At 68.2% G+C, this 21414-nt stretch carries 18 protein-coding genes and 1 tRNA gene; 15 read left to right on the top strand and 4 right to left on the bottom strand.

The features are described from left to right. Positions 1-182 precede the first annotated feature (182 nt). The 4 genes from ACK4ZD_RS02645 to ACK4ZD_RS02630 all read left to right on the top strand — a co-directional run bounded on the left by ACK4ZD_RS02645 (position 183) and on the right by ACK4ZD_RS02630 (position 4998). Positions 183-1103 carry a Tim44 domain-containing protein gene (locus tag ACK4ZD_RS02645; RefSeq protein ID WP_409658461.1) on the top strand — a complete coding sequence of 307 codons (921 nt, stop codon included), beginning with the start codon at positions 183-185 and terminating at the stop codon, positions 1101-1103. Between the two features lie 126 nt (positions 1104-1229). Next, positions 1230-1703, top strand: a complete 474-nt coding sequence (locus ACK4ZD_RS02640) for a tyrosine-protein phosphatase (RefSeq protein ID WP_409658396.1) — start codon at positions 1230-1232, stop codon at positions 1701-1703. A 20-nt stretch (positions 1704-1723) separates the two neighbouring features. Further along, positions 1724-2479, top strand: coding sequence for an SDR family NAD(P)-dependent oxidoreductase (locus ACK4ZD_RS02635; RefSeq protein WP_409658393.1), 756 nt, complete (start codon positions 1724-1726; stop codon positions 2477-2479). Positions 2480-2583: 104 nt separating this feature from the next. After that, the gene (locus ACK4ZD_RS02630) at positions 2584-4998 is read left to right on the top strand and encodes an EAL domain-containing protein (RefSeq protein WP_409658390.1); all 2415 of its coding nucleotides are present in this window, start codon (positions 2584-2586) and stop codon (positions 4996-4998) included. A gap of 4 nt (positions 4999-5002) precedes the next feature. Here ACK4ZD_RS02630 and ACK4ZD_RS02625 read toward each other — a convergent pair whose 3' ends face one another. The 3 genes from ACK4ZD_RS02625 to ACK4ZD_RS02615 form a co-directional block, all read right to left on the bottom strand. After that, the gene (locus ACK4ZD_RS02625; RefSeq protein ID WP_409658387.1) at positions 5003-5731 is read right to left on the bottom strand and encodes a 2OG-Fe dioxygenase family protein; all 729 of its coding nucleotides are present in this window, start codon (positions 5729-5731) and stop codon (positions 5003-5005) included. Between the two features lie 73 nt (positions 5732-5804). After that, the gene (locus tag ACK4ZD_RS02620; RefSeq protein ID WP_409658384.1) at positions 5805-7001 is read right to left on the bottom strand and encodes a glycerophosphodiester phosphodiesterase; all 1197 of its coding nucleotides are present in this window, start codon (positions 6999-7001) and stop codon (positions 5805-5807) included. A gap of 70 nt (positions 7002-7071) precedes the next feature. Beyond that, positions 7072-7269 (bottom strand): hypothetical protein, encoded by a 198-nt coding sequence (locus ACK4ZD_RS02615; protein WP_409658381.1) that lies wholly within the window; start codon positions 7267-7269, stop codon positions 7072-7074. A 229-nt stretch (positions 7270-7498) separates the two neighbouring features. Here ACK4ZD_RS02615 and ACK4ZD_RS02610 point away from each other — a divergent pair, with 229 nt between their 5' ends. From ACK4ZD_RS02610 to ACK4ZD_RS02590, 5 genes are all read left to right on the top strand, one after another. Continuing rightward, a complete protein-coding gene (locus ACK4ZD_RS02610; RefSeq protein WP_409658378.1) occupies positions 7499-7708 on the top strand; it encodes a cold-shock protein in 210 nt (69 codons plus the stop codon). Between the two features lie 114 nt (positions 7709-7822). After that, positions 7823-8731, top strand: a complete 909-nt coding sequence (locus tag ACK4ZD_RS02605) for a gamma-glutamyl-gamma-aminobutyrate hydrolase family protein (RefSeq protein WP_409658375.1) — start codon at positions 7823-7825, stop codon at positions 8729-8731. 83 nt (positions 8732-8814) lie between these two features. After that, a complete protein-coding gene (locus ACK4ZD_RS02600) occupies positions 8815-9849 on the top strand; it encodes an NADP-dependent oxidoreductase (protein ID WP_409658372.1) in 1035 nt (344 codons plus the stop codon). A gap of 82 nt (positions 9850-9931) precedes the next feature. Next, complete coding sequence (locus tag ACK4ZD_RS02595; protein ID WP_409658369.1) at positions 9932-10750, top strand: acyl-CoA thioesterase; 819 nt, start codon at positions 9932-9934, stop codon at positions 10748-10750. A 171-nt stretch (positions 10751-10921) separates the two neighbouring features. Continuing rightward, positions 10922-11749 carry a universal stress protein gene (locus ACK4ZD_RS02590; RefSeq protein ID WP_409658366.1) on the top strand — a complete coding sequence of 276 codons (828 nt, stop codon included), beginning with the start codon at positions 10922-10924 and terminating at the stop codon, positions 11747-11749. Between the two features lie 25 nt (positions 11750-11774). Here ACK4ZD_RS02590 and ACK4ZD_RS02585 read toward each other — a convergent pair whose 3' ends face one another. Next, complete coding sequence (locus tag ACK4ZD_RS02585) at positions 11775-13502, bottom strand: acyl-CoA synthetase (RefSeq protein ID WP_409658364.1); 1728 nt, start codon at positions 13500-13502, stop codon at positions 11775-11777. A 151-nt stretch (positions 13503-13653) separates the two neighbouring features. Between ACK4ZD_RS02585 and ACK4ZD_RS02580 the strand changes: the two genes are divergently transcribed. The 6 genes from ACK4ZD_RS02580 to ACK4ZD_RS02555 all read left to right on the top strand — a co-directional run bounded on the left by ACK4ZD_RS02580 (position 13654) and on the right by ACK4ZD_RS02555 (position 21342). Then, complete coding sequence (locus tag ACK4ZD_RS02580; RefSeq protein WP_409658362.1) at positions 13654-15384, top strand: ABC transporter ATP-binding protein; 1731 nt, start codon at positions 13654-13656, stop codon at positions 15382-15384. A gap of 79 nt (positions 15385-15463) precedes the next feature. Then, complete coding sequence (locus ACK4ZD_RS02575) at positions 15464-16312, top strand: alpha/beta fold hydrolase (RefSeq protein ID WP_409658359.1); 849 nt, start codon at positions 15464-15466, stop codon at positions 16310-16312. 80 nt (positions 16313-16392) lie between these two features. After that, positions 16393-17497, top strand: a protein-coding gene (gene prfB, locus ACK4ZD_RS02570) for a peptide chain release factor 2 (RefSeq protein WP_409658356.1) whose coding sequence is annotated in 2 segments (ribosomal slippage) — positions 16393-16473 and positions 16475-17497 — 1104 coding nt in all. Because the reading frame shifts where the segments join, the coding sequence is not laid out codon by codon here. An 11-nt stretch (positions 17498-17508) separates the two neighbouring features. Beyond that, complete coding sequence (gene pepN, locus ACK4ZD_RS02565; protein WP_409658353.1) at positions 17509-20184, top strand: aminopeptidase N; 2676 nt, start codon at positions 17509-17511, stop codon at positions 20182-20184. A gap of 25 nt (positions 20185-20209) precedes the next feature. Next, positions 20210-21226: a class 1 fructose-bisphosphatase gene (locus tag ACK4ZD_RS02560; protein ID WP_409658351.1), complete on the top strand. Its 1017-nt coding sequence runs from the start codon at positions 20210-20212 to the stop codon at positions 21224-21226. 40 nt (positions 21227-21266) lie between these two features. Then, positions 21267-21342, top strand: a tRNA-Thr gene (locus tag ACK4ZD_RS02555). The last annotated feature ends 72 nt before the right edge of the window (positions 21343-21414 follow it).

Below are 21414 nucleotides of genomic sequence, written 5' to 3'. Positions count from 1 at the left end.
GGTAGAAGCACCGCGCTCATCGCCCCGGGGCCAGCCCTGTCAAGGCTGTCGGGAATTTCCTGGGGATTTCGGGGGATTTCGTGAACCTTCTGCGCGGCTTTTGGTCGAATTTCATTGGCGCGGGGGCGAACAGCCAAACCCCGCCCCCCATCACGACACGGAAGGAGCGCGGATTGAAAGCAGTGCTGGTTGCCATTTCGATGGCCTTGGCGGGTGTGAGCCTGGGCGTGGCCCCGATCGATGCCGAAGCGCGTCGTCTCGGTGGCGGTGGGTCGGTGGGCATGCAGCGTCAGGCGCCGCCTCCGCGCCCGGCCGACGCCACCCCGGCGCGTCCGGCGCAACAACCCGGCAACACCGCGGCCGCCCCCGCCCAAAGCTCCGGCGGTGCCGCTGCGGGGCAGCGATCATGGATGGGGCCGATCGCCGGTCTGGCGGCTGGCCTGGGCCTGGCGGCCCTGGCCAGCCACCTCGGCTTCGGCGAGGGCCTGGCCAACTTCATGACCCTGCTGCTGCTGGCCCTGGTGGCGTTCGTCGCCATCCGCTGGATCCTGAGCCGCATGGCGCCTCAGTCTCCCCAGGGGGGGCTGCATTATGCGGGCGCCTCGGCCTCGGGGGGCTCGACCTCCTCCTGGGCCAGCCCGGCCACACCTGCGACCGCTCACGGCTCATCGGGAGCTACCCAGAATGCCCAGCCGGCCACCGCCGCAGCGCTGCCGGCGGACTTCGACGCCGCGGGATTCGAGCGCATCGCCAAGATGCTTTTCATCCGCATGCAGGCGGCCCATGATGCCGGCGAACTCGAGGACCTGCGCAAGTTCACGACACCCGAGCTGTTCGCCGCGGTGCGCCTGGACCTGCACGACCGTCAGGGCGCAGCCCAGCAGACCGACGTGTTGCAACTCGACGCCCAGGTGGTCGACGTGGCCCGCGAGGACGGACAGCAGGTCGTGAGCGTGCGCTTCCACGGCCTGATCCGGGAAGCCGCCGATGCGGCGGCCGAACCCTTCGACGAGCTGTGGCATTTCGTCAGGCCGCTGGACGGCAGTCGCGAGTGGGCGATTGCGGGAATCACGCAAAACACAGCCCCGTCGGTCCTGCACTGAGCGGCGACGAACCTGCCCCGGGCGGCCCCTTGCGGGCCGCCTTTTTGCTCCCCGCCGACCTGAACGGCCAGGCACAATGGACCAGGGGCCGCCCTCCCCGTCCCGAACCAGGCCTTGCGAATCATCATGTTCCGTCCCTTGGCCCTGCCCACAGATGTGGCCGGCGCGCTATGGCTGCACGCCATGCCCGGCCGCTTCGAGCCCTGGAACGACTTCCTGGCCGAAGCCGCGCGCCGACGCCTGGACCGCATGCTGTGCCTGACCAGCCTCGACGAGGTGGCCGCGCTGTCCCCGTCTTACGCCCAAGCCATCGGACAAGGCACCCTGCCGTGCCGTTGGGAGCAACTGGTGATGCGCAACTTCGGCCCGCCCCTGGATGAAATCGGGTTGCGCGAGCGGGTGCAGGCAGTGACAGCCGCCCTGGCCGGCGGTGAATCGGTGCTGATGCATTGCGCTGCCGGCATCGGACGCACCGGCACAGTGGCCGCCTGCGTGCTCAAGCAGCTCGGCTGGCCGGTGCATCAGGCCCTGCAAGCCGTGATCGCCGCCGGATCGAATCCCCAGAATGCTGAGCAAACGGGGCTGATTCACCGGTTCTGACTGCTCTTCCCGAAACGACCATGCACCACCTGTACATCGTCACCGGCGCCTCGCGTGGCATGGGCCTGGCCCTGGCGCGTCAACTGCTCTCCCCCGCGCATCGCCTGTTGTGCCTGTCGCGCCACGTCAACGACACCCTGGCCGAACAGGCCCGAGCGGCCGGAGCCTCCTGCGAGCAATGGTGTCAGGATCTGGCCGAGGCCCCCGCTGCAGCCCAGCGCCTGGCCGCCTGGTTGAGGGGCCACGACCCGCGGGCCGTGGCCAGTGCGACGCTCATCAACAACGCCGGCGTGATCTCACGCGTGGGCCCACTGGAAGACAGCCAACCGGCCGACCTGGCCCATGCCTTGCGCGTGGGCCTGGAGGCGCCACTGCTGCTGACCGGCGCCTTTCTGCAAGCCACGAGGGACTGGACGGCTCCCCGCAAGGTACTCAACGTCTCCTCGGGCCTGGGCCGGCGCGCCATGGCCGGGAGCGCCGCCTACTGCGCGGCCAAGGCCGGGATGGACCACTTCAGTCGCTGCGTCGCGCTGGAGCAGGCCCATCTTCCCCACGGGGCGCGCATCGTTTCGCTCGCCCCCGGGGTCATCGACACGGACATGCAGGCACAGCTTCGCCAGGGCGACCCGGCCGGTTTCCCCGACCGCGAGCGCTTCGTGCAGTTGCAGGCCCAAGGGCTGCTCAGCTCGCCCGAGGACGCCGCACGTCGTCTGCTCGACTATTTGGGCCGCCCAGACTTCGGCATCCAGCCGGTGGCCGACGTGCGCGAGGTCTGATCCTCCTCACGGGGGGCGCAAAGTCCCCCCCATGGGGGAGGCCAGGGTGCTGGGATCGCCCGCCCGGGCAGCCTATCATCGGCCCAAAGCAACGCAGGCCTCCGATGCAGCCCGCCCCCCACTCCCTGGCCACTGCCCTGGTCGATGCCACGGCACTGTGGCGGCGCATTCCCGGCATGGTGGTGGTGCTCACGCCCGAAGGGCAGGGGCTTTTCATCAGCGAAGCCTACGCCGGGCTCACCGGCACCGCTCTCGATCCGGCCAGTGGGATGGGCTGGGATGCCACTTTGGAGCCGACTTCCCGCGCAACCCTGCTGGACCTGCTGCATCGGCGCAGCAGCTTCACCACGCGGCTCGTGCTGCGCGATCGCGACGGCGGCGACCACTGGATCGAATGGGCCGCGCATTGGCAGCCGGAGGATCAGCACTGCCTGTGCCTGCTGCACGACGTGACGGCGCTGATGCACTCGGCGCGCGCACAGGCCGAGCAGTTGCGGCTGCTTGCCGATAACGTGCCCTCGGCACTGGCGTACTACGATGCCCACGACTTCCGCTGCATCTTCGCCAACCGTACTTACGCCCAGGGCTTCGGCTGGGACGAGCACTCCATCGTTGGACGCACCTTCGCCGAAGTGATCGGGCAGGCGGCCGCACGAGAGATCGAGCCTTATGTGCAAGCCATGTTGAGCGAGCGCCGATCGATCAGCTACGAGCGCCGTGCCGTACGCCCCGACGGATCGGCGCAGTGGATCAAGGTGAATCTGATGCCCCATCTGGACGCCTCGGGCACGGCGCAGGCGGCTTTGGTGCTGATCACCGACGTGACGCAGCAGCGTCAGGCCGAGCAGGATCTGCGCGAATCCGAGGAGCGCATGGCGCGCTTCATGCACGCCAGCGCCGAGGGGGTGGTGTTCCATAGCAACGGCATCATCGAGGACGTCAACCAGCCCGTGTGCGACCTGATCGGCCTGAGTCGCGAAGAGCTGATCGGCCGCTATGCGCTGGACTTCGTCCCACCCGAGTACCACCCGAAGGTGCTCGCTTTGCTGGCTGCGGCTCAGGATGCAACCTACGAGAGCGAAATCGTTCACCGCGATGGCCACCGCATTCCGGTGGAGTTCATCGGTCGCACCATGGTGCGCAATGGCCAGCGGCTGCGCATGTCCATCGTGCGGGACATCCGCGACCGCCAGGCGGCGCAGGCGCGCATCCACCATCTGGCCCACCATGACGCGCTCACCGGCTTGCTCAACCGCATGTCCTTCATGGAGCACTTGGACCATCGCATGGCCCAAGCGCGCCGGGCCGACGAATCGCTGGCCCTGCTCTTCATCGACCTGGACGACTTCAAACGGGTGAACGACTCGCTGGGCCACCTCGTCGGCGACAGGCTGCTGCAAACCGTCGCCCAGCGCATCACCGACACCCTGCGTGGCAGCGACCGCGTGGCCCGTTTCGGTGGCGACGAGTTCATGGTGTTGCTGGGCGGCGTGCATACCCGCGCCGACGTGGAAGACGTGGCCCGCAAGCTGCTCGACGCCATTGAGCGACCGATCGATGTCAACGCTCGCTGGCTCAGCATCACTCCGTCGGTGGGCATCGCGCTCTTTCCCGCGCATGCCCAGTCGCCCGGCGAGCTGATCATGAACGCCGACAGCGCGATGTACCAGGCCAAGGCCCACGGGCGGGCCACTTACCGCTTCTTCGACCCTTCGCTGGCCAGCGCCGCCTTCGAGGCGCTCGAGCTGGAGAGCCAGTTGTCCCGCGCCCTGGCCGACGACCAGTTCTGCCTGCATTTCCAGCCCCAGGTGCAGGCCCTCGACGGTACGCTGGTGTGCGTGGAGGCCCTGCTGCGGTGGCAGCACCCCGACGGCCGGCTGCTGATGCCGGGCGACTTCCTTGCGGTGGCCGAGCAGCAGCGACTGATGCTGCCGATGGGCCAGTGGGTCGCGCGCCAGGCTCTGCGCACCGCACGGCACTGGCGCGAGCAGGGGCTGACCGACGCCCGCATCGCCCTCAATCTTTCGGCGGTGCAGTTCCAGGCCGCGGGCTTCGTCGAAGGGATCGAGCGGCTGCTCGCCGAGGAAGGCGCCAGCGGGCACTGGCTGGAATTCGAGCTGAGCGAGCGGCTGCTGATGCACGATGTGCCGCAAGTCAAACAGCGGCTGTCACGCCTGAAGGCGCTGGGGGCGAGTATCGCGGTCGACGACTTCGGCACCGGCTACTTCTCGTTGCGCTACCTGCGCGAGTTGCCGGTGGACAAGGTCAAAATCGATCGCTCCTTCGTGCGCGAACTCCCGCAGGCCGCCGACTCGGCCGCCATCGCCTGCACGATCATCCAGATGGCCCGCCACCTGGGCCATGGGGTGGTCGCCGAGGGAGTGGAGACCGCGGTCCAGCGCAGCTTCCTCGTGGCACAGGGCTGCGATGCCCTTCAGGGCGAAGCCATCACCCTGCCGCTGCCCCAGCCGGCCTTCGAGGCCTGGGTCCGCGAGCAACGGCTTGCACGGCAGCGCTGAGCTTTCAAGGCCCCTGGAAGCCGCGGGCGCGCAGGGTCACGACCAGCGTGTCGCGATGACCGGGACCGTCCAGTGGCTGGATGGGTGTGCTTTCGTGGATCACGCGTTCGTCGTCGAGCAGCAGGGCCGACCAGGGTTCGGAAAGCGTGAAGCGAATGCCGTGGCTGCCATGCGCCTCGAACACGCGGGTCTCGCCGCCCTTGATCCCCGAGCGCGCCACCAGCACCACGGCGACGAGGTCGACGCCATCGCGGTGCGCCCCCTCGGGCGTGGGGCGGCCGATGCCGTCGGTCGTGTCGATGCGGAACTGATGCACCTCCACGTACCAGGGCTGCTCCCCCTTGAGCCGGCTGGCGCAGCGCGCCAGCGCGTAGACCAGGTGAAGGAAGGCCGGCGCCTCCAGCATCTGCTGGGAAACCGGTTCGAACCAGCGCTCCAGGCCCCCATGCAGGGCGTTGTACTCCACCGGTTGCCAGTGGGCACGATGAGGCACCATGCGGTGGTGGCCGCCCTCGACCACCAGGCAGGCGTGCCGGCGCCGGCGGTAGCGGCCCCCATCGCGCAGATAGGTGTCGGCAGGCAGGTCGTCCCACAAAGGCGACAAGTCGGCGAAGCCGCCCTCGCCCACGCCGCTGAAAGCGGCCAGGCCGGCGGCATCGAGCACGGCAAAGCCCCGCTCACGCAGGGCATCACCCACCAGGGTGGGCGGGGTCAGGGGCGGGGGCAAGAGCATGAGCGTTCGCAGGCAGGCTGACAGGCCCCTCACTGTAGCGCCGCGCCGGCCACCGTGCAGGCTGACAAGGTGTTCAGCGCCCGGCGATGAAGGCATCGCGCGCGTGCCGGCCCTCCCCAGGGTGGTCGGTGAAGAACCCATCCAGGCCCTGGGCCAGCAGGGCGCGGACCCATCCGGCCATGTCGCCCAGGCCACGCGGGTCGTCACCGACGTCAAAGTCATGGGGCAGGAAATGGTTCTCGGCCCGGACGGTCCAGCCATGCACCACCAGGCCGGCCTGATGGGCGTCGCGCACCAGCGTGGTGGGCGTGCCCAGACGGCCGCCGGCCAGCGGGATGATCAGGTTGGTGTGCACGCCGATGCCCTGCGCATAGGCGGCGATCTCGGCCAGGCCGGCGGGCTGGGCGAGGTCGCGATAGCCGCGGACATCACCGGCAGCGACGAAGTCGTGGGGCCGTCCGGTGGCTCCCAGCAGTTGCACCAGCGGTACACGCGTCATCTGGCGCAGGCGGCGCAGGTTGCCCACCTCGAACGACTGGATGAAGACCGGCGAATCGGGGTCGCGGTAGCCGTGGCGGTCCAGCAGCGTGACCAAGGGTTCCTCCAGCGGCAAGCCGATGCCGCGGAAGTAGCTCGGATGCTTGGTCTCGGGGTAGACGCCCACGGGCTTGAAGGGCGCAGGGCGGCCCTGGCCGCGGGCGTCGTCATGGGCCAGCTGCCGGCGCCGCGCGTTGGCCTCGTCGACGAGCTGCAGCACCTCCTCGAACGTAGGGATCTCGAACAGGCCATCGAAGCGCGTATTGGCCGGACGCAGTTGGGGAATGCGCTCGCGGGCGCGCAAGGTCTTGAGCTCGGCCAGCGTGAAGTCCTCGGTGAACCAGCCGGTGATGCGCTGTCCGTCGATGGTCTTGGTGGTGCGGCGCTCGGCGAACTCCGGACGCTCGGCCACGTCAGTAGTGGCTTCGCGCACCGAACCGTCGGGGTGAAGGATGGCCAGAGCGTTCTCGTGGCGCGCCACGAGCACCCCGTCCTTGGTGATCACCAGATCGGGCTCGACATGATCGGCCCCTTGCTCGATGGCCAGCGCATAGGCCGCAAGCGTGTGCTCGGGCCGCTCGCCGCTGGCCCCGCGATGGGCGATCACCAGGGGTGCGGCCGACGCAGGACGGCGCGCGTGCCCGTTCCCCTGGACCGGCCCAGCCGGCAGCCAGGCCGCAGCGCCGAGCAGCCCCAGGAATCTCAAACAACCGCGACGGTCGATCTGGCTCATGCGCAGGCTCCTCGTTGGCACGCCACCGATGATCGGACGGTCACAAGGCCGGCGCATGACAAGACCGGACTCACTCGCGCAAGAGCTGCCATGTCAACCACAGGCTCAAGCCTGCATTGATCAGCCCCACGGTCCCGACGAGTACCATGCCCAGGGGAGTGAGTGGCAGGGCCCGCACAGCCCAGGCACACAGTGAGGACAGCAGGCTGAAAGCCAGCATCAGCCAGAACATCGGTTGACGAGGTTGACACAGCCGCGACAGTTTCATGGATCGGGATGATGCCGCAACCTGCACGACCGCAGCGAATGGTGTACAGTACGTCCCTAGGTACACGCCAGACCGTCGGTCTTTGAGGTCTTCTCCGTCTTGCCAGGGCCCGCCCTCGCAAGCCTCGTTCGAATCCCCCGGGTTCCGTCTCTAGAGTGTTTCCTGCAGGTGCAATGTGCACGCTGTGCGCGCCTGCCTTCTCCATCCATCTTTTTTTAAGGAACGCTCCATGAGCACCCAAACCGGCACCGTCAAGTGGTTCAACGAAAGCAAGGGCTATGGCTTCATCGCCCAGGACAGCGGCGGCGCCGACCTGTTCGCCCATTTCCGCGACATCCAGGGCTCGGGCTTCAAGACGCTGCAGGAAAACCAGCGCGTCGAGTTCGAGGTCAAGCAAGGTCAGAAGGGCCTGCAGGCGGCCAACATCCGCCCGCTGTAATCCCCCCCCCCCGGGTTTGCGCCCGACACCGAAACCGCAGCAGCCGCTGCGGTTTTTTTTCTCCTGCAATTCCCCGGCTTGACCGCAGCTCCAAGGCTGACATCACAATCGCGCATGACTCGCTACACGCCTCTCCCGACGCGGCCCCTGCGCATCGGCATCTCGGCGCGTTTGCTCTACCAAGTTCCGCCCGAGTTGGGGTTTCGCAACAAGACCCTGCAGTACCTCGAACAATCGCTGGCCCACTGGATCATGGAACACGGAGCCATGGCCTTCATGGTGCCGGCGGTGGCCGAGGACAGCCGCCGCGCCGCGCGCCACTTGTCGGTGGACGAATACGTGGCCGAACTCGACGGCCTGGTGCTGCAAGGCGGCGCCGACGTGGCCCCACAGACCTACGGCCAGGAGCCCATCGACCCGCGCTGGAGCGGCGATCCGGTGCGCGACCGCTACGAACTCGCCCTGCTGCGCTCCTTTCTCGACCAGGGCAAGCCGGTCATCGGTGTGTGCCGCGGCTGCCAGCTCCTGAACGTAGCCTTCGGCGGCACGCTCTACCAGGATCTGCAAACGCAGTGCCCCAACACCCACCGCCACGTGGACGCCGAGCTGTACGACCAGTTCGAGCATGACATCACCTTCTTGCAGGGCTCGCAACTTGCTCAGCTCTACCCGAATGCCACGCAGCTGCGCGTGACCAGCATCCATCACCAGGCCGTGGCGCAGTTGGGCAAGCAGGTGGTGGTGGAAGCCGTGTCCTCGCTGGACGGCGTGGTCGAGGCCATCCGCTGGACCGGCGAGGGCTATGCGCGCGGCTTGCAATGGCACCCCGAGTTCCATCACGGCCGGGGCAACCTGATCGACAGCGCGCCCATCATGCTGGACTTCCTGCAGGTGGCGGCACAGACGGCCATGCGCAAGCTCGACGATCCGGCCTGCCCCGACCGCCGGCCGCCGCGCGCGCCGCTGCGGCTGCGCGCCGACCGCGAGGCCGCGACACCGGCGCCGGCGGCGTCGCCAAAGTGACGGCGCGAGGCGCCTAAGCGTGATGTCATTCCGACGTGGCCGTTGATCCGGCCGCTTCGCCCCCAATTGGAGACCCTCTGACCATGACTGACTCTGTCAACCACCAAGTCCGCCTGGCCTCCCGCCCGGTGGGGCTGCCCACCGACGCCAATTGGCAGTTCACGAGCGAACCCGTCGTCCAGCCCGGGCCCGGTGGCGTGCTGGTCAAAACCTTGTACCTCTCCCTCGACCCCGCCATGCGCGGCTGGATGAACGAGGGCAAGTCCTATATCCCCCCGGTGGAAATCGGGGAGGTCATGCGTGCCGGCGGCGTGGGCCGAGTGGTGGCCTCCAACCACCCGGGCTTCGCCGTGGGCGACCCCGTGACCGGCAGCCTGGGCGTGCAAGAGTACTGCCTGATCCCGGAGCACGAGATCCGCCGCAGTGGCCTGGCCCGCATCGACCTGCGCGCCGGCAGCTGGACGCAGTGGCTCAACGTGCTGGGCATGCCGGGCATGACGGGCTACTTCGGACTGATGGACATCGGCCAGCCCAAGGCGGGCGAAACCGTGGTGGTGTCGGGTGCGGCCGGTGCCGTGGGCCAGACGGTGGGACAGCTCGCCAAGATCAAGGGCTGCCGCGTGGTGGGCATCGCTGGCGGACCGGCCAAGTGCGAATGGGTGGTGCGCGAACTGGGCTTCGACGCCTGCATCGACTACAAAAACAGCGACGTGCGCGCCGGTCTGAAAGCGCACTGCCCCCAGGGCGTAGACATCTACTTCGACAACGTGGGTGGCGAGATTCTCGACACCGTGCTCACCCGCATCAACCGCAAGGCCCGCATCATCATCTGCGGGGCCATCAGCCAGTACAACAACACCACGCCAGTGGCCGGCCCGAAGAACTACCTGTCCCTGCTCGTGAACCGCGCCCGCATGGAAGGCATGGTCGTGTTCGACTATGCCGACCGCTACCCGCAAGCCATCGCCGAGATGGCGGGCTACCTGCGTGAGGGGCGCATGCATTCCCGCGAAGACGTGGTGCGCGGTCTGGAGAACTTCCCGAGCGCACTGCTCAAGCTGTTCAACGGCGAGAACTTCGGCAAGCTCGTCTTGCAGGTGGCCGACGACATCGCCTGAGAAACTCCGCCGGGACATCGGGCAGAACAAAATCGAACGATCGTTCGATAATGGGTGTCCGTCAACGATCCGAAGGCTTCTCATGGACGCTCCCGCCCCCCTGTCCCACCTCTTGGACCGGCGCCGGCGCGACGGCGATGCCGTCGTCCTGCCCGTCGCGCCGGACTGGCTGCAGGGCCGCACCGCCTTCGGCGGTCTCATCGCCGTGTATGGTGTGGTCGCGATGCGCGACGTGGCCGGCAGCCACTGGCCCCTTCGGGCGCTGCAGACCAACTTCGTCGCCCCGGTGAGCGCCGGCGAGGTCCGGGTAGCCGTGGAGCTGCTGCGGTCGGGGCGGCATGTGCGCCAGGTGCAGGCGCGGGTGTCTCAGGGCGACCAGGTGGCCGCCGTGCTGGTGGGCGTGTTCGGCGCCAGCCGGGAGACCCGCCTGCCGGTGCTGGATCCGCGCCGCCCCGACGTGGCGCGGGGGCCGGACGAGGTGCCGGCACGTCCCTACGAGCCCGGGCTGGCCCCCGCCTTCACACAGCACCTGGACTTCCGGTGGGCCGAGGGAGGCTGGCCGTCGTCGGGCACCGACACCTGGTTGTCGCGCATCCATCTCAGGCTGCACGACGCCCGGGGCGTGGATCCCGAGCTGCTTTGCGTCCTCCTGGCCGATGCGCCGCCCACACCGGCCATCAGCCGCTTCGATGCGCCCGTCCCGGCCAGCTCGGTGTCGTGGTCGCTGGAGTTGCAGCCGCATGCCCTGCCCGATGAGGCCTCAGCCGCGACCGGCTGGTGGCGCGTGGACAAGGACACGCACGCCGGCGCCGGCGGCTATGTGAGCGAAAGCACCCGCCTGTGGTCGCCGCAGGGGCGGCTGGCGGCGCTGGGCTACCAGGTGGTGGCCATCTTCGGCTGACCCCCCTTTTTGGCTTGAGCTGGGTCAAGCCGACGCCCCACGCGGGCGTCGCACAATGGACGCATCGCCCACCCGGGCCCCCAAGGCTGAGGTGCCCGCCGGTACGGCCGCCCGATGGGTTCGCGGCACCGGCTTCGGGAGGGTATCGCACCACGTCAGGAGGGTCCGCCCATGAGCATCCGTCAACTGCTGGTCCATCTGGACACCAGCCCGGCCTGCGAGGCCCGGCTGGGCCTGGCCTGCGAGCTGGCCCGACGCTTCGACGCCCATCTCACCGGCCTGGCGCCGACGGGTTGGGTCCAGATGCCGGTGAACGTGGGCATGGCCCTGGGTTCGCCCAACTACATACAGTTGTCGATGGAACATCTGCGCCGCCGGGCGGAAGAGGCGGCCGAGCACTTTCGCCTGCGGGCCCAGGGTCTGCGCAGCATCGAAGCCGTGATCGAGGAACAGGAGTCCGCATCGGCGGTGGTGACGCACGGCCGATGCCATGATCTCATCGTGGTGGGGCAGCACCATCCGGACGATCTGCTGACCACCGGCGGCGACACACTGGCCGAACAGGCGCTGATGCGGTCTGGGCGGCCGGTGCTGGTGGTGCCCTACATCGGCGCCTCGGCCACCTGCGGCCAGCGCATCCTGTTGGCCTGGAAGCCCACGCGCGAATCGGCCCGGGCCGTGGCCGATGCAATGCCCTTGCTGCAGGCTGCCGCCCAGGTGGACGTGGTCGTCTTTGAAGAAACGGACGCCCCCGTCCGAGCGGCCCAGCTGGACGCGCTGGGCGCATGGCTGTCGCGCCACGGCGTGCGGCACACGGCGGCACGCCAGCCCCAGGTGATCGACGTGGGCAACGCCCTGCTGTCGTATGCGGCCGACCACGGCAGCGATCTGATCGTGATGGGCGGCTACGGCCATTCCCGCCTGCGCGAATGGGTGCTGGGCGGCGTCACGCGATCGCTGCTGGGCCAGATGACGGTGCCAGTGCTGATGTCGCATTGACCCGGCCCCGCACGCACGCCAAGCCTCAGCGTCGCGCGGCGCGCCAGCGCTCCTCCTCCTGCAGGCGCAGCACCCGTCGCTGCACCTTGCCGGTGGTGGTCATCGGCAGCGCATCGATGAACTCGATCTCCTTGGGGTATTCATAGGGGGCCAGCCGGGCGCGCACGTGCTGCTGCAACGACTCGACCAGAGCGGCATCGCCCACGTGCCCCGGCGCGAGCACGACATAGGCTTTGACCACAGCACCGCGTTCGGGGTCGGGCTTGGGCACCACCGCGGCATTGGCCACCGCCGGGTGCTTGACCAGGCAGTTCTCGATCTCACTGGGCCCGATGCGGTAGCCCGCCGCCTTGAAGACGTCGTCGCTGCGCCCCTGGTACCAGAGGTAGCCGTCCTCGTCCATCACCGCGGTGTCGCCGGTGCGGCACCAGGCATCGTCGGGGTTGCCGGTGAACTTGGCGCGCGTGGCCTCCTCGTTCTTCCAGTAGCCCAGGAAAAAGATGGGGTCGGGGTCGCCATGGATGTCGCGGCGGTGCACCGCCACGTCGCCCGGCACGCCCGGCGGGCACACCCGGCCTTCGTCGTCGATCACCGCCACGCGGTGGCCCGGGTAGGGCCGGCCCATGCTGCCCGGCTTGGCCGGCCAGCCGGGGTGGACCCGCCCGGCCGCATCCACGAACTCGCCGCAATTGCCCACGACATAGTTGATCTCGGTCTGGCCGAACATTTCGTTGATCGTCACGCCCAGCTGCTCGCGGCCGTAGGCGAATACCGCATCGCCCACCGCCTCGCCTGCGCTCATGATGGCGCGCAGTTTCAGCCGGTAGCGCTCGCGCGGCGAGGGCACGGCCTTCATCATCGCTTTCAGGGCGGTGGGGAACAGGAAGGTGTTGGTCACGCCGTGGCGCTCCATCAGCTCGAAGGCCTTCTCCGGGCTGAAGCGGCCCTGGTAGGCCACGATGGGCCGGCCGAAGTAGAGCGTGGGCAGCAGCGCATCCATCAGCCCGCCGGTCCAGGCCCAGTCGGCCGGTGACCAGAACACGTCACCGCTGCGGGGGAACCAGTTCTGGCTCGCCACGAAGCCCGGCAGGTTGCCGATCAGCGCCCGGTGGGGGATCAGCGCGCCCTTGGGCGGGCCGGTGGTGCCGCTGGTGTAGATCAGCACGGCCGGGTCGTCAGCGCGGGTGGCCCGGGCCACATAGAGGGCCGACTCGCGCGCAAGCGCAGCCTCCCAGTCGATGTCACCCTGGCCGCTGGCCTCGCCCACGGCCACCACCTGGCGCAGCGTCGGGCACTGCGCGCGCGCCTGGCGCAGGTTGGCGATCGAGGTCTCATCGACGATGGCCACCACGGCCTCGCTATGCGCGAGCCGATAGGCCAGGGCCTCGGGCCCGAAGAGCATGGACAGCGGCATCGCCACCGCCCCCATCTGGTAGACGGCCATGTGCGCGATCGCCGTCTCCAGGCGCTGCGGCATCACCAGGGCCACACGGTCGCCCGGCTGCACGCCCAGCCGCTCCAGCGCATGCGACAGTCGGTTGGCCTGCGCCTGCAAATCGGCGAAGCTCAGCGTGCTGTGCCGGCCGGATTCGTGCTCGTAGACGATGGCGATGCGCCCGCCCGACTCGTGAGCCCAGCGGTGACAGCAGGCCTGGGCGATGTTGAACAGCGGCGGCACCGCCCAGCGGAATCGGCCATGCAGGTGCTCGTGGGGGTCTGGTCGTCGGGTGTGCAAGAGCCGGTGGGCGGTCACGGAGCCCTCCTCGGTGTGTGGGTCGATCCGGCGGATGGTGCCAGGCCCGGCCCCGGCCCGCACCCCGGGGTTGTCCCAGCCGGTGGCCCCGGCAAGGCACAATCCGGGGCTCGGTCCGGCGTCCCCGGAGAACGAGAACAAGTGCCCCTGCATGAGTCTGAAGACCGTTGCCCTGCGCCTGCTGTCCTATGTACGTCCCCATAAGGCGGGCGTGAGCCTGGGCGTGGTGTGCTTTTTCCTCTCGGCTGCCGTCGAGCCTCTGGTGCCGGCCCTGCTCAAGCTGTTGCTCGACAGCGGCTTCAAGGCCGAGCTGGGGTTCCCGCTGTGGCTGGTTCCCGTGGCAGTGGTCGGTCTGTTCGCGGTGCGCGGACTGCTGGCCTTCTGCGGCACCTACCTGTTCAACTGGTCGGTCTCGCACGCCGTGCTGGCTTTGCGCTCCGACCTGATGGGCGCCCTGATGCGCGCCGACGCCAGTCTGTACAACCGGATGAGCTCCGGTGTGGCCGCCGCCAAGGTCATCAACGACCCGCAGGCGGCCACCGCCTCGTTGTCACGCGCCCTGACGACGGCCTTGCGCGACGGCACCACCTTCTTCGCGCTGCTGGGCTACCTGATCTACCTCAACTGGAAGCTCACCCTGCTGTCGCTGGTGATCATGCCGCTGCTGGCCTTCGTGGTGCGCAAGGTGCAAAGGCGCGTGCTCTCGGTCGGCACCCAGGCCTACGAGTCGCAGATCCGCCTGGTGCGCATCGTCGACGACATCGCGCGAGCCTGGCGTGTCGTGCGCACCTTCGACGCGGGCGATTTCGAACGCCGTCGCTTCGAGGCCGAGGCGCGGCGGCTGCGCCACGTGACGCTGAAAAACGTCGCGGCTGCCGCCACGATGACGCCGCTGACTCAGGTGGTGGCCAGCCTGGGGGTGGCCGTCATCCTCACCCTGGCCCTGTTGGAAGCCCACCGCGGAGCAGCCACCGTCGGCGAGTTCGTGGCCTTCATCGCCGCTTTGCTGATGACGATCTCTCCGATGCGCCACCTCACCGACGTGATGCAACCGATCCTCGGCGGGCTCATCGGTGCGCGTGCCTGCTTCGAGCTCATGGACACGCCGGCCGAGCCCGATCCGGGGACGCTGGAGATCGATCCCGACCGATGCCGGGGACACCTCCGTTTCGACCGGGTTCGGATCACCTACCCTGGCAGCGAAACTCCCGCCCTGCGAGAACTCACTCTGGACATTCCTGCTGGGCGCACGGTGGCTCTGGTCGGTCCGTCGGGGTCGGGCAAGACGACCGCCATCAACGCCATGCTCGGCTTCGTCGCCCCAACGGCCGGCCGCATCGAACTCGACGGCATCGACATCCAGGACATTCGCAAGGCCTCGCTACGCCGCCAGTTTGCGGTGGTCTCCCAGGACATCGTGCTCTTTGACGGCTCGATCGCCGAGAACGTAGCGTACGCGCAGGCCCCAGACCGCTCACGCATCGAAGCGGCGCTGCGTGCGGCCAACCTGTGGGACTTCGTGCTCAGCCAGCCCGAGGGCTTGGACGCCAACATCGGTGCCAACGGCAGCCGGCTTTCGGGCGGCCAGCGCCAACGCCTGGCGATCGCCCGCGCTCTGTACAAGGATGCACGCATCTGGGTCTTCGACGAGGCCACCTCGGCACTCGACAGCGAATCCGAACGCATCGTCCAGCAATCCATCGAGCAGTGGCACGGCGAGAAGACGCTGGTGCTGATTGCCCACCGCCTCAGCACGGTGCGCAACGCCGACTGCATCTACGTGCTGTCGGAAGGCCGCGTGGTCGAGTCCGGCCGACACGAGGATCTGATGGCCCGCGGCGGGCTGTATGCCGGCATGGTGCGTGCACAAGCCATGGAGTGAACCCTTGGGCACGGACGACTCCCCCTCTCCTTACGTTCCCCGTCGACCGTCGCGACCGGCCTTCCTTCAGATCCGCGGCTTGCGCTATCACGTGCATTTTTGGGGCTCGCCCGAATGGGTCACGCCGGACACGCCGGCCCTGGTGATGCTGCACGGCTGGATGGACGTGGGAGCCTCGTTCCAGTTCGTGGTCGATGCCATGACCTCGCAGCGCTACGTGATCGCCCCCGACTGGCGCGGCTTCGGGCACAGCCAGGCCCCCCAGGCCGACAGCTACTGGTTTCCCGACTACCTGGGCGACCTCGACAGCCTGCTCGACCAGCTGCTGCCCGATCAAGCCGTGGACCTGCTGGGCCACAGCATGGGCGGCAACGTGGCCATGCTCTATGCCGGCATCCGGCCCCAGCGCATCCGCCGGCTCGTCAACCTCGAAGGCTTCGGCTTGCCCGCCAGCCGGCCCACCAGAGCGCCGAAGCACTATGCCGCCTGGCTGGACGAGCTGAAGACACCGCAGGCCTTGCGCCCCTACCCCAGCCTCGAGGGCGTGGTGCAGCGTCTGCGCAAGAACAACCCCTTGCTGCGCCCTGAGTTCGCGGCCTGGCTGGCCCCGCACTGGTCGCGCCGGCGCGACGACGGACTGTGGGAGATCCTCGGGGATCCAGCCCACAAGCGGCGCAACCCGGTGCTCTACCGGCCTGAGGAAGCGCTGGCCTGCTGGGCCGCCATCACGGCCCCGGTGCTGTGGGTGGAGGGGGACCGCACCGACGTGGCCAAGTGGTGGGGCGAGCGCTATCCGCGCGCCGAGTTCGAGGAGCGGCTGCAGGTGGTGAGGCAGCTCGAACGCCGCGTGCTCTCGCCGGCCGGCCACATGCTGCACCATGACCAGCCCGAGGCTCTGGCCGCCCACCTCGACACCTTCCTGCGCTGAGCCCATGCGAAAATGCCTGTTTTCGCAGCACGCGCTGCGCAGCACGGCCATTGCCGCTGCACACGAACAAGGACAGCACCATGGAAGCAGAACGCATCAACCTCATCGGCTCCACCCTGGAAGACCTGCGCCAGCGCACCGCCGAGCTACGGAGGTATCTTTGACTGGGATCAGAAGTCCATCCGCCTGAGCGAGGTCAACGCCGCGCTAGAGGATCCGGCCGTCTGGAACGACCCCAAGCGCGCCCAGGAGCTGGGCCGCGAGAAGAAGTCCCTCGAAGCCGTGGTCGACACCATCGCCCGGCTGGAGCGGGAGCTGGCCGACAACCTCGAGCTCTACGAAATGAGTCGCGCCGAGGACGACCACGAGGGTCTACAGGCCATCGAGGCCGAAACCGCCCAGCTCGCTCAGGAGGTCGAGCAGCTCGAGTTCCGGCGCATGTTCAGCAATCCGGCGGACCCCAACAACTGCTTCATCGACATCCAGGCCGGCGCCGGCGGCACCGAGGCCTGCGACTGGGCTGGCATGCTGCTGCGACAGTACCTGCGCTACTGCGAGCGCAAGGGCTTCAAGGCCGAGGTGCTGGAGGAATCCCCGGGCGACGTGGCCGGCATCAAGAGCGCCACGATCAAGGTCGAGGGCGACTATGCCTTCGGCTACCTGCGCACGGAGACTGGGGTGCACCGCTTGGTGCGCAAGAGCCCCTTCGACTCGTCCGGCGGCCGCCACACCTCGTTCGCCAGCGTGTTCGTCTACCCCGAGGTGGATGACTCCATCGAGATCGAGATCAACCCGGCGGACGTGCGCACCGACACCTTCCGCGCCAGCGGCGCGGGCGGTCAGCACATCAACAAGACCGACTCCGCGGTGCGCCTCACGCACATTCCCACCGGCATCGTCGTGCAGTGCCAAAGCAGCCGCAGCCAGCACAGCAACCGCGACGAAGCATGGCGTGTGCTGCGCTCGCGCCTGTACGAACACGAGATGCGCAAGCGCTTGGCCGAGCAGCAAAAGCTCGAGGACAGCAAGACCGACGTGGGCTGGGGCCACCAGATCCGCTCCTATGTGCTCGACCAAAGTCGCATCAAGGATCTGCGCACCAACGTCGAGATCTCCAACACCCAGAAGGTGCTCGATGGCGACCTGGACGCGTTCATCGAGGCCAGCCTCAAACAAGGCATCTGAGAAAGAACACCATGCGCGAAGGCAGCTCCCCCCTGATCCGCCGCGAGGACTACACCGCGCCGGCCTACTGGATCCGCAGCGTCGACCTCAGCTTCGACCTCGATCCGGCCAAGACCCTCGTCGTCAACCGCATGCAGGTCGAGCGCAATCCGGCCGCTGCGCCGGGCCAGCCCCTGCGCCTGGACGGCGAGAACCTGAACCTGACCCGTGTGCTGGTCGACGGCGAGTCGGTGTCCTTCCGTGTCGAACACCAGCAACTCGTGCTCGAGAACCTGCCCGAGGCGCCCTTCACGCTGGAGGTGCGCACCACCTGTGCCCCCGAGAAGAACACCCAGCTCTCGGGCCTGTACACCTCGGGCGGCGGCTTTTTCACACAGTGCGAGGCCGAGGGCTTTCGCCGCATCACCTACTTCCTCGACCGCCCCGACGTGATGGCCACCTTCAGCGTTACCCTGCGGGCTGACGCCACGAAGTACCCGGTGTTGCTGTCCAACGGCAACCTCGTCGAGCAAGGCCGCCTCGAGGGCGGCAGGCACTACGCGAAGTGGGTGGACCCACACCCCAAGCCCAGCTACCTGTTCGCCCTGGTGGCGGCCAACCTGGTGTGCCGCGAGCAGAAGATCCGCGCCCGCTCGGGTCGCGAGCACCTGCTGCAGGTGTATGTGCGCGCCGGCGACCTCGACAAGACCGAGCACGCGATGAACTCGCTCATCGCAGCGGTGGCCTGGGACGAGGCCCGCTTCGGCCTGTCGCTCGATCTCGACCGCTTCATGATCGTGGCGGTGAGCGACTTCAACATGGGGGCCATGGAGAACAAGGGCCTCAACATCTTCAACACCAAGTACGTGCTGGCCAACCCGGCCACGGCCACCGATGCGGACTACGCCGGCATCGAAAGCGTGGTGGGCCACGAGTACTTCCACAACTGGACGGGCAACCGCATCACCTGCCGCGACTGGTTCCAGCTCTCGCTCAAGGAAGGCCTCACCGTCTTCCGCGACCAGGAGTTCAGCCAGGATCTGGCGCAAAGCCCCAGCGCCCGGGCCGTCAAGCGCATCGAGGACGTGCGCACGCTGCGCCAGCACCAGTTCCCCGAGGATGCCGGCCCCATGGCCCACCCGGTGCGGCCCGACAGCTACGTGGAGATCAACAACTTCTATACCGCCACGGTCTACGACAAAGGCGCCGAGGTGGTGCGCATGATGCAGACCCTGGTGGGCCGCGAGGGCTTCGCTCGGGGGATGACGCTGTACGTCCAGCGTCATGACGGCCAGGCCGTGACCTGCGACGACTTCGCCCAAGCCATCGCCGACGCCAACCCCGGCAGCGCGCTGGCCACGCACCTGGACGCCTTCAAGCGCTGGTACGGCCAGGCCGGCACCCCTCGCGTGTCGGCCCGCGGCCACTACAACGCCGATGCGCGCACCTACACATTGGATCTGTCGCAGCATGGCCTGCCCTCGCCTGGCCAACCGAGCAAGCAGCCCTGGGTCATCCCGGTGGCCATGGGCCTGATCGGCCCCCGGGGCGAGCACCTGCCGCTGCAGCTCGTGGGCGAGGACGCTCCCGTGGGCACCGAGCGCGTGCTGGTGCTGCACGAGGAACGCCAGCGCTACGAATTCGTCGGCCTGGACGCCCCGCCGGTGCCTTCGCTGCTGCGTGGCTTCTCCGCGCCGGTGCTGCTGGAGGATGGCCTCAGCGACGCCGAGCTGCTGCACCTGCTGACGCATGACGCAGACGCCTTCAACCGCTGGGAGGCTGGCCAGCGCCTGGCGCTGAACCGCCTGCTGGGGGCCATTCGGGGCGGCCAAGCCCTGCACCTGGATGCGCCCTTCGTCGAGGCCATGCGCACCGTGCTGCGCCACCCGACGCTCGATCCCGCGTTCAAGGAGCTGGTGCTCACGCTGCCCAGCGAGGGCTATCTGGCCGAACAGCTCGAGGAGGTCGATCCGCAGCGCATCCACACCGTGCGCGAGGCCGCCCGGCTGCAACTGGCGCAAGCGCTGCATCACGACTGGGAGTGGGCCTTCGAGGCTCACCAGGTGCGCGGCGGCTACAGCCCCGACCCGGTGTCATCCGGCCGGCGAGCCCTGGCCAACCTGGCGCTGGCTTATCTGTGCCTGGGGGCTTCGGTGACCCGCGACCCGGTGTGGCCGGGCCGCACCTACCAGCGTTTCAAGGACGCCACGAACATGACCGACCGCCTGGGTGCCCTCAGCGCCCTGGTCAACAGCCATGCCGAACTGGCCGCGCCGGCGCTCGAACGCTTCCATGCGATGTTCCGCGACGAGGCGCTGGTGATCGACAAGTGGTTCGCGCTCCAGGCCTCGGCCAGCGAGAACGACGGCCGTGTTTTCGCGCGCTGCCGCGCCCTCCTCTCGCACCCGGACTTCTCGCTGCGCAACCCCAACCGGGCGCGTAGCCTGATCACCGCGCTGTGCTTCATGAACCCGGCGGCCTTCCATCGCACGGATGCGGCCGGCTATGTGTTCTGGGCCGACCGCGTGCTGGAGCTCGACGCCATCAACCCGCAACTGGCCGCCCGCGTGGCCCGTGCGATGGATCGCTGGAAGCAGCTCGCCGAGCCCTACCGCAGCGCCGCACGCGAAGCCATCGCCCGCGTGGCGGCCCGCGCCGAGCTGAGCAACGACGTGCGCGAGATCGTCACCCGGGCACTCGCCGACTGAGACCAACGACCCCGAGGAACACGACATGGGCAAGAGAATCAGCCTGACCCAGTACCTGGTCGAACAGCAGCGCATGCACGGTCATATTCCGGCGCAATTGCGGCTGCTGATCGAGGTGGTAGCACGCGCCTGCAAGCGCATCGCCATCAGCGTCAACAAGGGCGCCCTGGGCGACGTGCTGGGCAGCGCCGGCACCGAGAACGTGCAGGGCGAGGTGCAAAAGAAGCTCGACGTGATCTGCAACGAGGTGCTGATCGAAGCCAATGAATGGGGAGGCCACTTGGCGGCCATGGCCTCGGAGGAGATGGACGGCATCTACCTGGTGCCCAACCGCTTCCCCCAGGGCGAGTACCTCCTGCTGTTCGACCCGCTCGACGGCTCGTCCAACATCGACGTGAACGTGAGCATCGGCACCATCTTCTCGGTGCTGAAGAAACCCGACGACCATGCCGGCGTGAGTGAACAGGATTTCCTGCAGCCGGGCTCGAAGCAGGCCGCGGCGGGCTACTGCATCTACGGCCCGCAAACCACGCTGGTGCTCACCGTGGGCGACGGCGTGGCCATGTTCACCCTCGACCGCGAGCAGGGCTCGTGGGTGCTCACGCAGCACGGCGTGACCATCCCCCAGGACACCAAGGAATTTGCGATCAACATGAGCAACATGCGCCACTGGGCCCCGCCAGTGAGGCGCTACATCGACGAATGCCTGGCCGGCAAGGAAGGCCCGCGTGGCAAGGACTTCAACATGCGCTGGGTGGCGTCGATGGTGGCCGACGTGCACCGCATCCTCACCCGAGGCGGCATCTTCATGTACCCCTGGGACAAGCGCGAGCCCGACAAGCCCGGCAAGCTGCGCCTGATGTACGAGGCCAACCCGATGAGCTTCATCGTCGAGCAAGCCGGCGGTGCCGCCACCAACGGGCACCAGCGCATCCTGGACATCCAGCCCGAGCGCCTGCACGAGCGCGTCAGTGTGATCCTGGGGTCGAAGAACGAAGTCGAGCGCGTGACGGCCTACCATCGCGAAGCCGGCGGCGCTTGACCGGCAGTCTGCGATTCTTGCTAGAATTGCACTCTTTGCTGCCGGTGTAGCTCAGTTGGTAGAGCAGCGCATTCGTAATGCGAAGGTCACCAGTTCGAATCCGGTCACCGGCACCAGACCTTTCCAATGACCAGGGGCCCGACTTGCGTCGGGCCCCTGGTCTTTTTGGCGCCGCAACCCGGCCCTGC

Origin of the sequence: Caldimonas sp., assembly GCF_046291045.1 — a bacterium.
Classification (GTDB): Bacteria; Pseudomonadota; Gammaproteobacteria; order Burkholderiales; family Burkholderiaceae_C; genus Caldimonas.
Note: the sequence above shows the minus strand (reverse complement) of the source record. Positions and strands in the feature narration are given on the sequence as shown.

Excerpts from the sequence above, each read along its gene's own strand:
- ACK4ZD_RS02605 (WP_409658375.1), top strand. The coding sequence starts at position 7,823 with ATGACTCGCTACACGCCTCTCCCGACGCGGCCCCTGCGCATCGGCATC.
- ACK4ZD_RS02600 (WP_409658372.1), top strand. The coding sequence starts at position 8,815 with ATGACTGACTCTGTCAACCACCAAGTCCGCCTGGCCTCCCGCCCGGTG.
- ACK4ZD_RS02615 (WP_409658381.1), bottom strand. The coding sequence starts at position 7,269 with ATGAAACTGTCGCGGCTGTGTCAACCTCGTCAACCGATGTTCTGGCTG.
- ACK4ZD_RS02610 (WP_409658378.1), top strand. The coding sequence starts at position 7,499 with ATGAGCACCCAAACCGGCACCGTCAAGTGGTTCAACGAAAGCAAGGGC.
- ACK4ZD_RS02580 (WP_409658362.1), top strand. The coding sequence starts at position 13,654 with ATGAGTCTGAAGACCGTTGCCCTGCGCCTGCTGTCCTATGTACGTCCC.
- ACK4ZD_RS02595 (WP_409658369.1), top strand. The coding sequence starts at position 9,932 with ATGGACGCTCCCGCCCCCCTGTCCCACCTCTTGGACCGGCGCCGGCGC.
- ACK4ZD_RS02625 (WP_409658387.1), bottom strand. The coding sequence starts at position 5,731 with ATGCTCTTGCCCCCGCCCCTGACCCCGCCCACCCTGGTGGGTGATGCC.
- ACK4ZD_RS02620 (WP_409658384.1), bottom strand. The coding sequence starts at position 7,001 with ATGAGCCAGATCGACCGTCGCGGTTGTTTGAGATTCCTGGGGCTGCTC.
- ACK4ZD_RS02560 (WP_409658351.1), top strand. The coding sequence starts at position 20,210 with ATGGGCAAGAGAATCAGCCTGACCCAGTACCTGGTCGAACAGCAGCGC.
- ACK4ZD_RS02590 (WP_409658366.1), top strand. The coding sequence starts at position 10,922 with ATGAGCATCCGTCAACTGCTGGTCCATCTGGACACCAGCCCGGCCTGC.
- ACK4ZD_RS02635 (WP_409658393.1), top strand. The coding sequence starts at position 1,724 with ATGCACCACCTGTACATCGTCACCGGCGCCTCGCGTGGCATGGGCCTG.
- pepN (WP_409658353.1), top strand. The coding sequence starts at position 17,509 with ATGCGCGAAGGCAGCTCCCCCCTGATCCGCCGCGAGGACTACACCGCG.
- ACK4ZD_RS02640 (WP_409658396.1), top strand. The coding sequence starts at position 1,230 with ATGTTCCGTCCCTTGGCCCTGCCCACAGATGTGGCCGGCGCGCTATGG.
- ACK4ZD_RS02630 (WP_409658390.1), top strand. The coding sequence starts at position 2,584 with ATGCAGCCCGCCCCCCACTCCCTGGCCACTGCCCTGGTCGATGCCACG.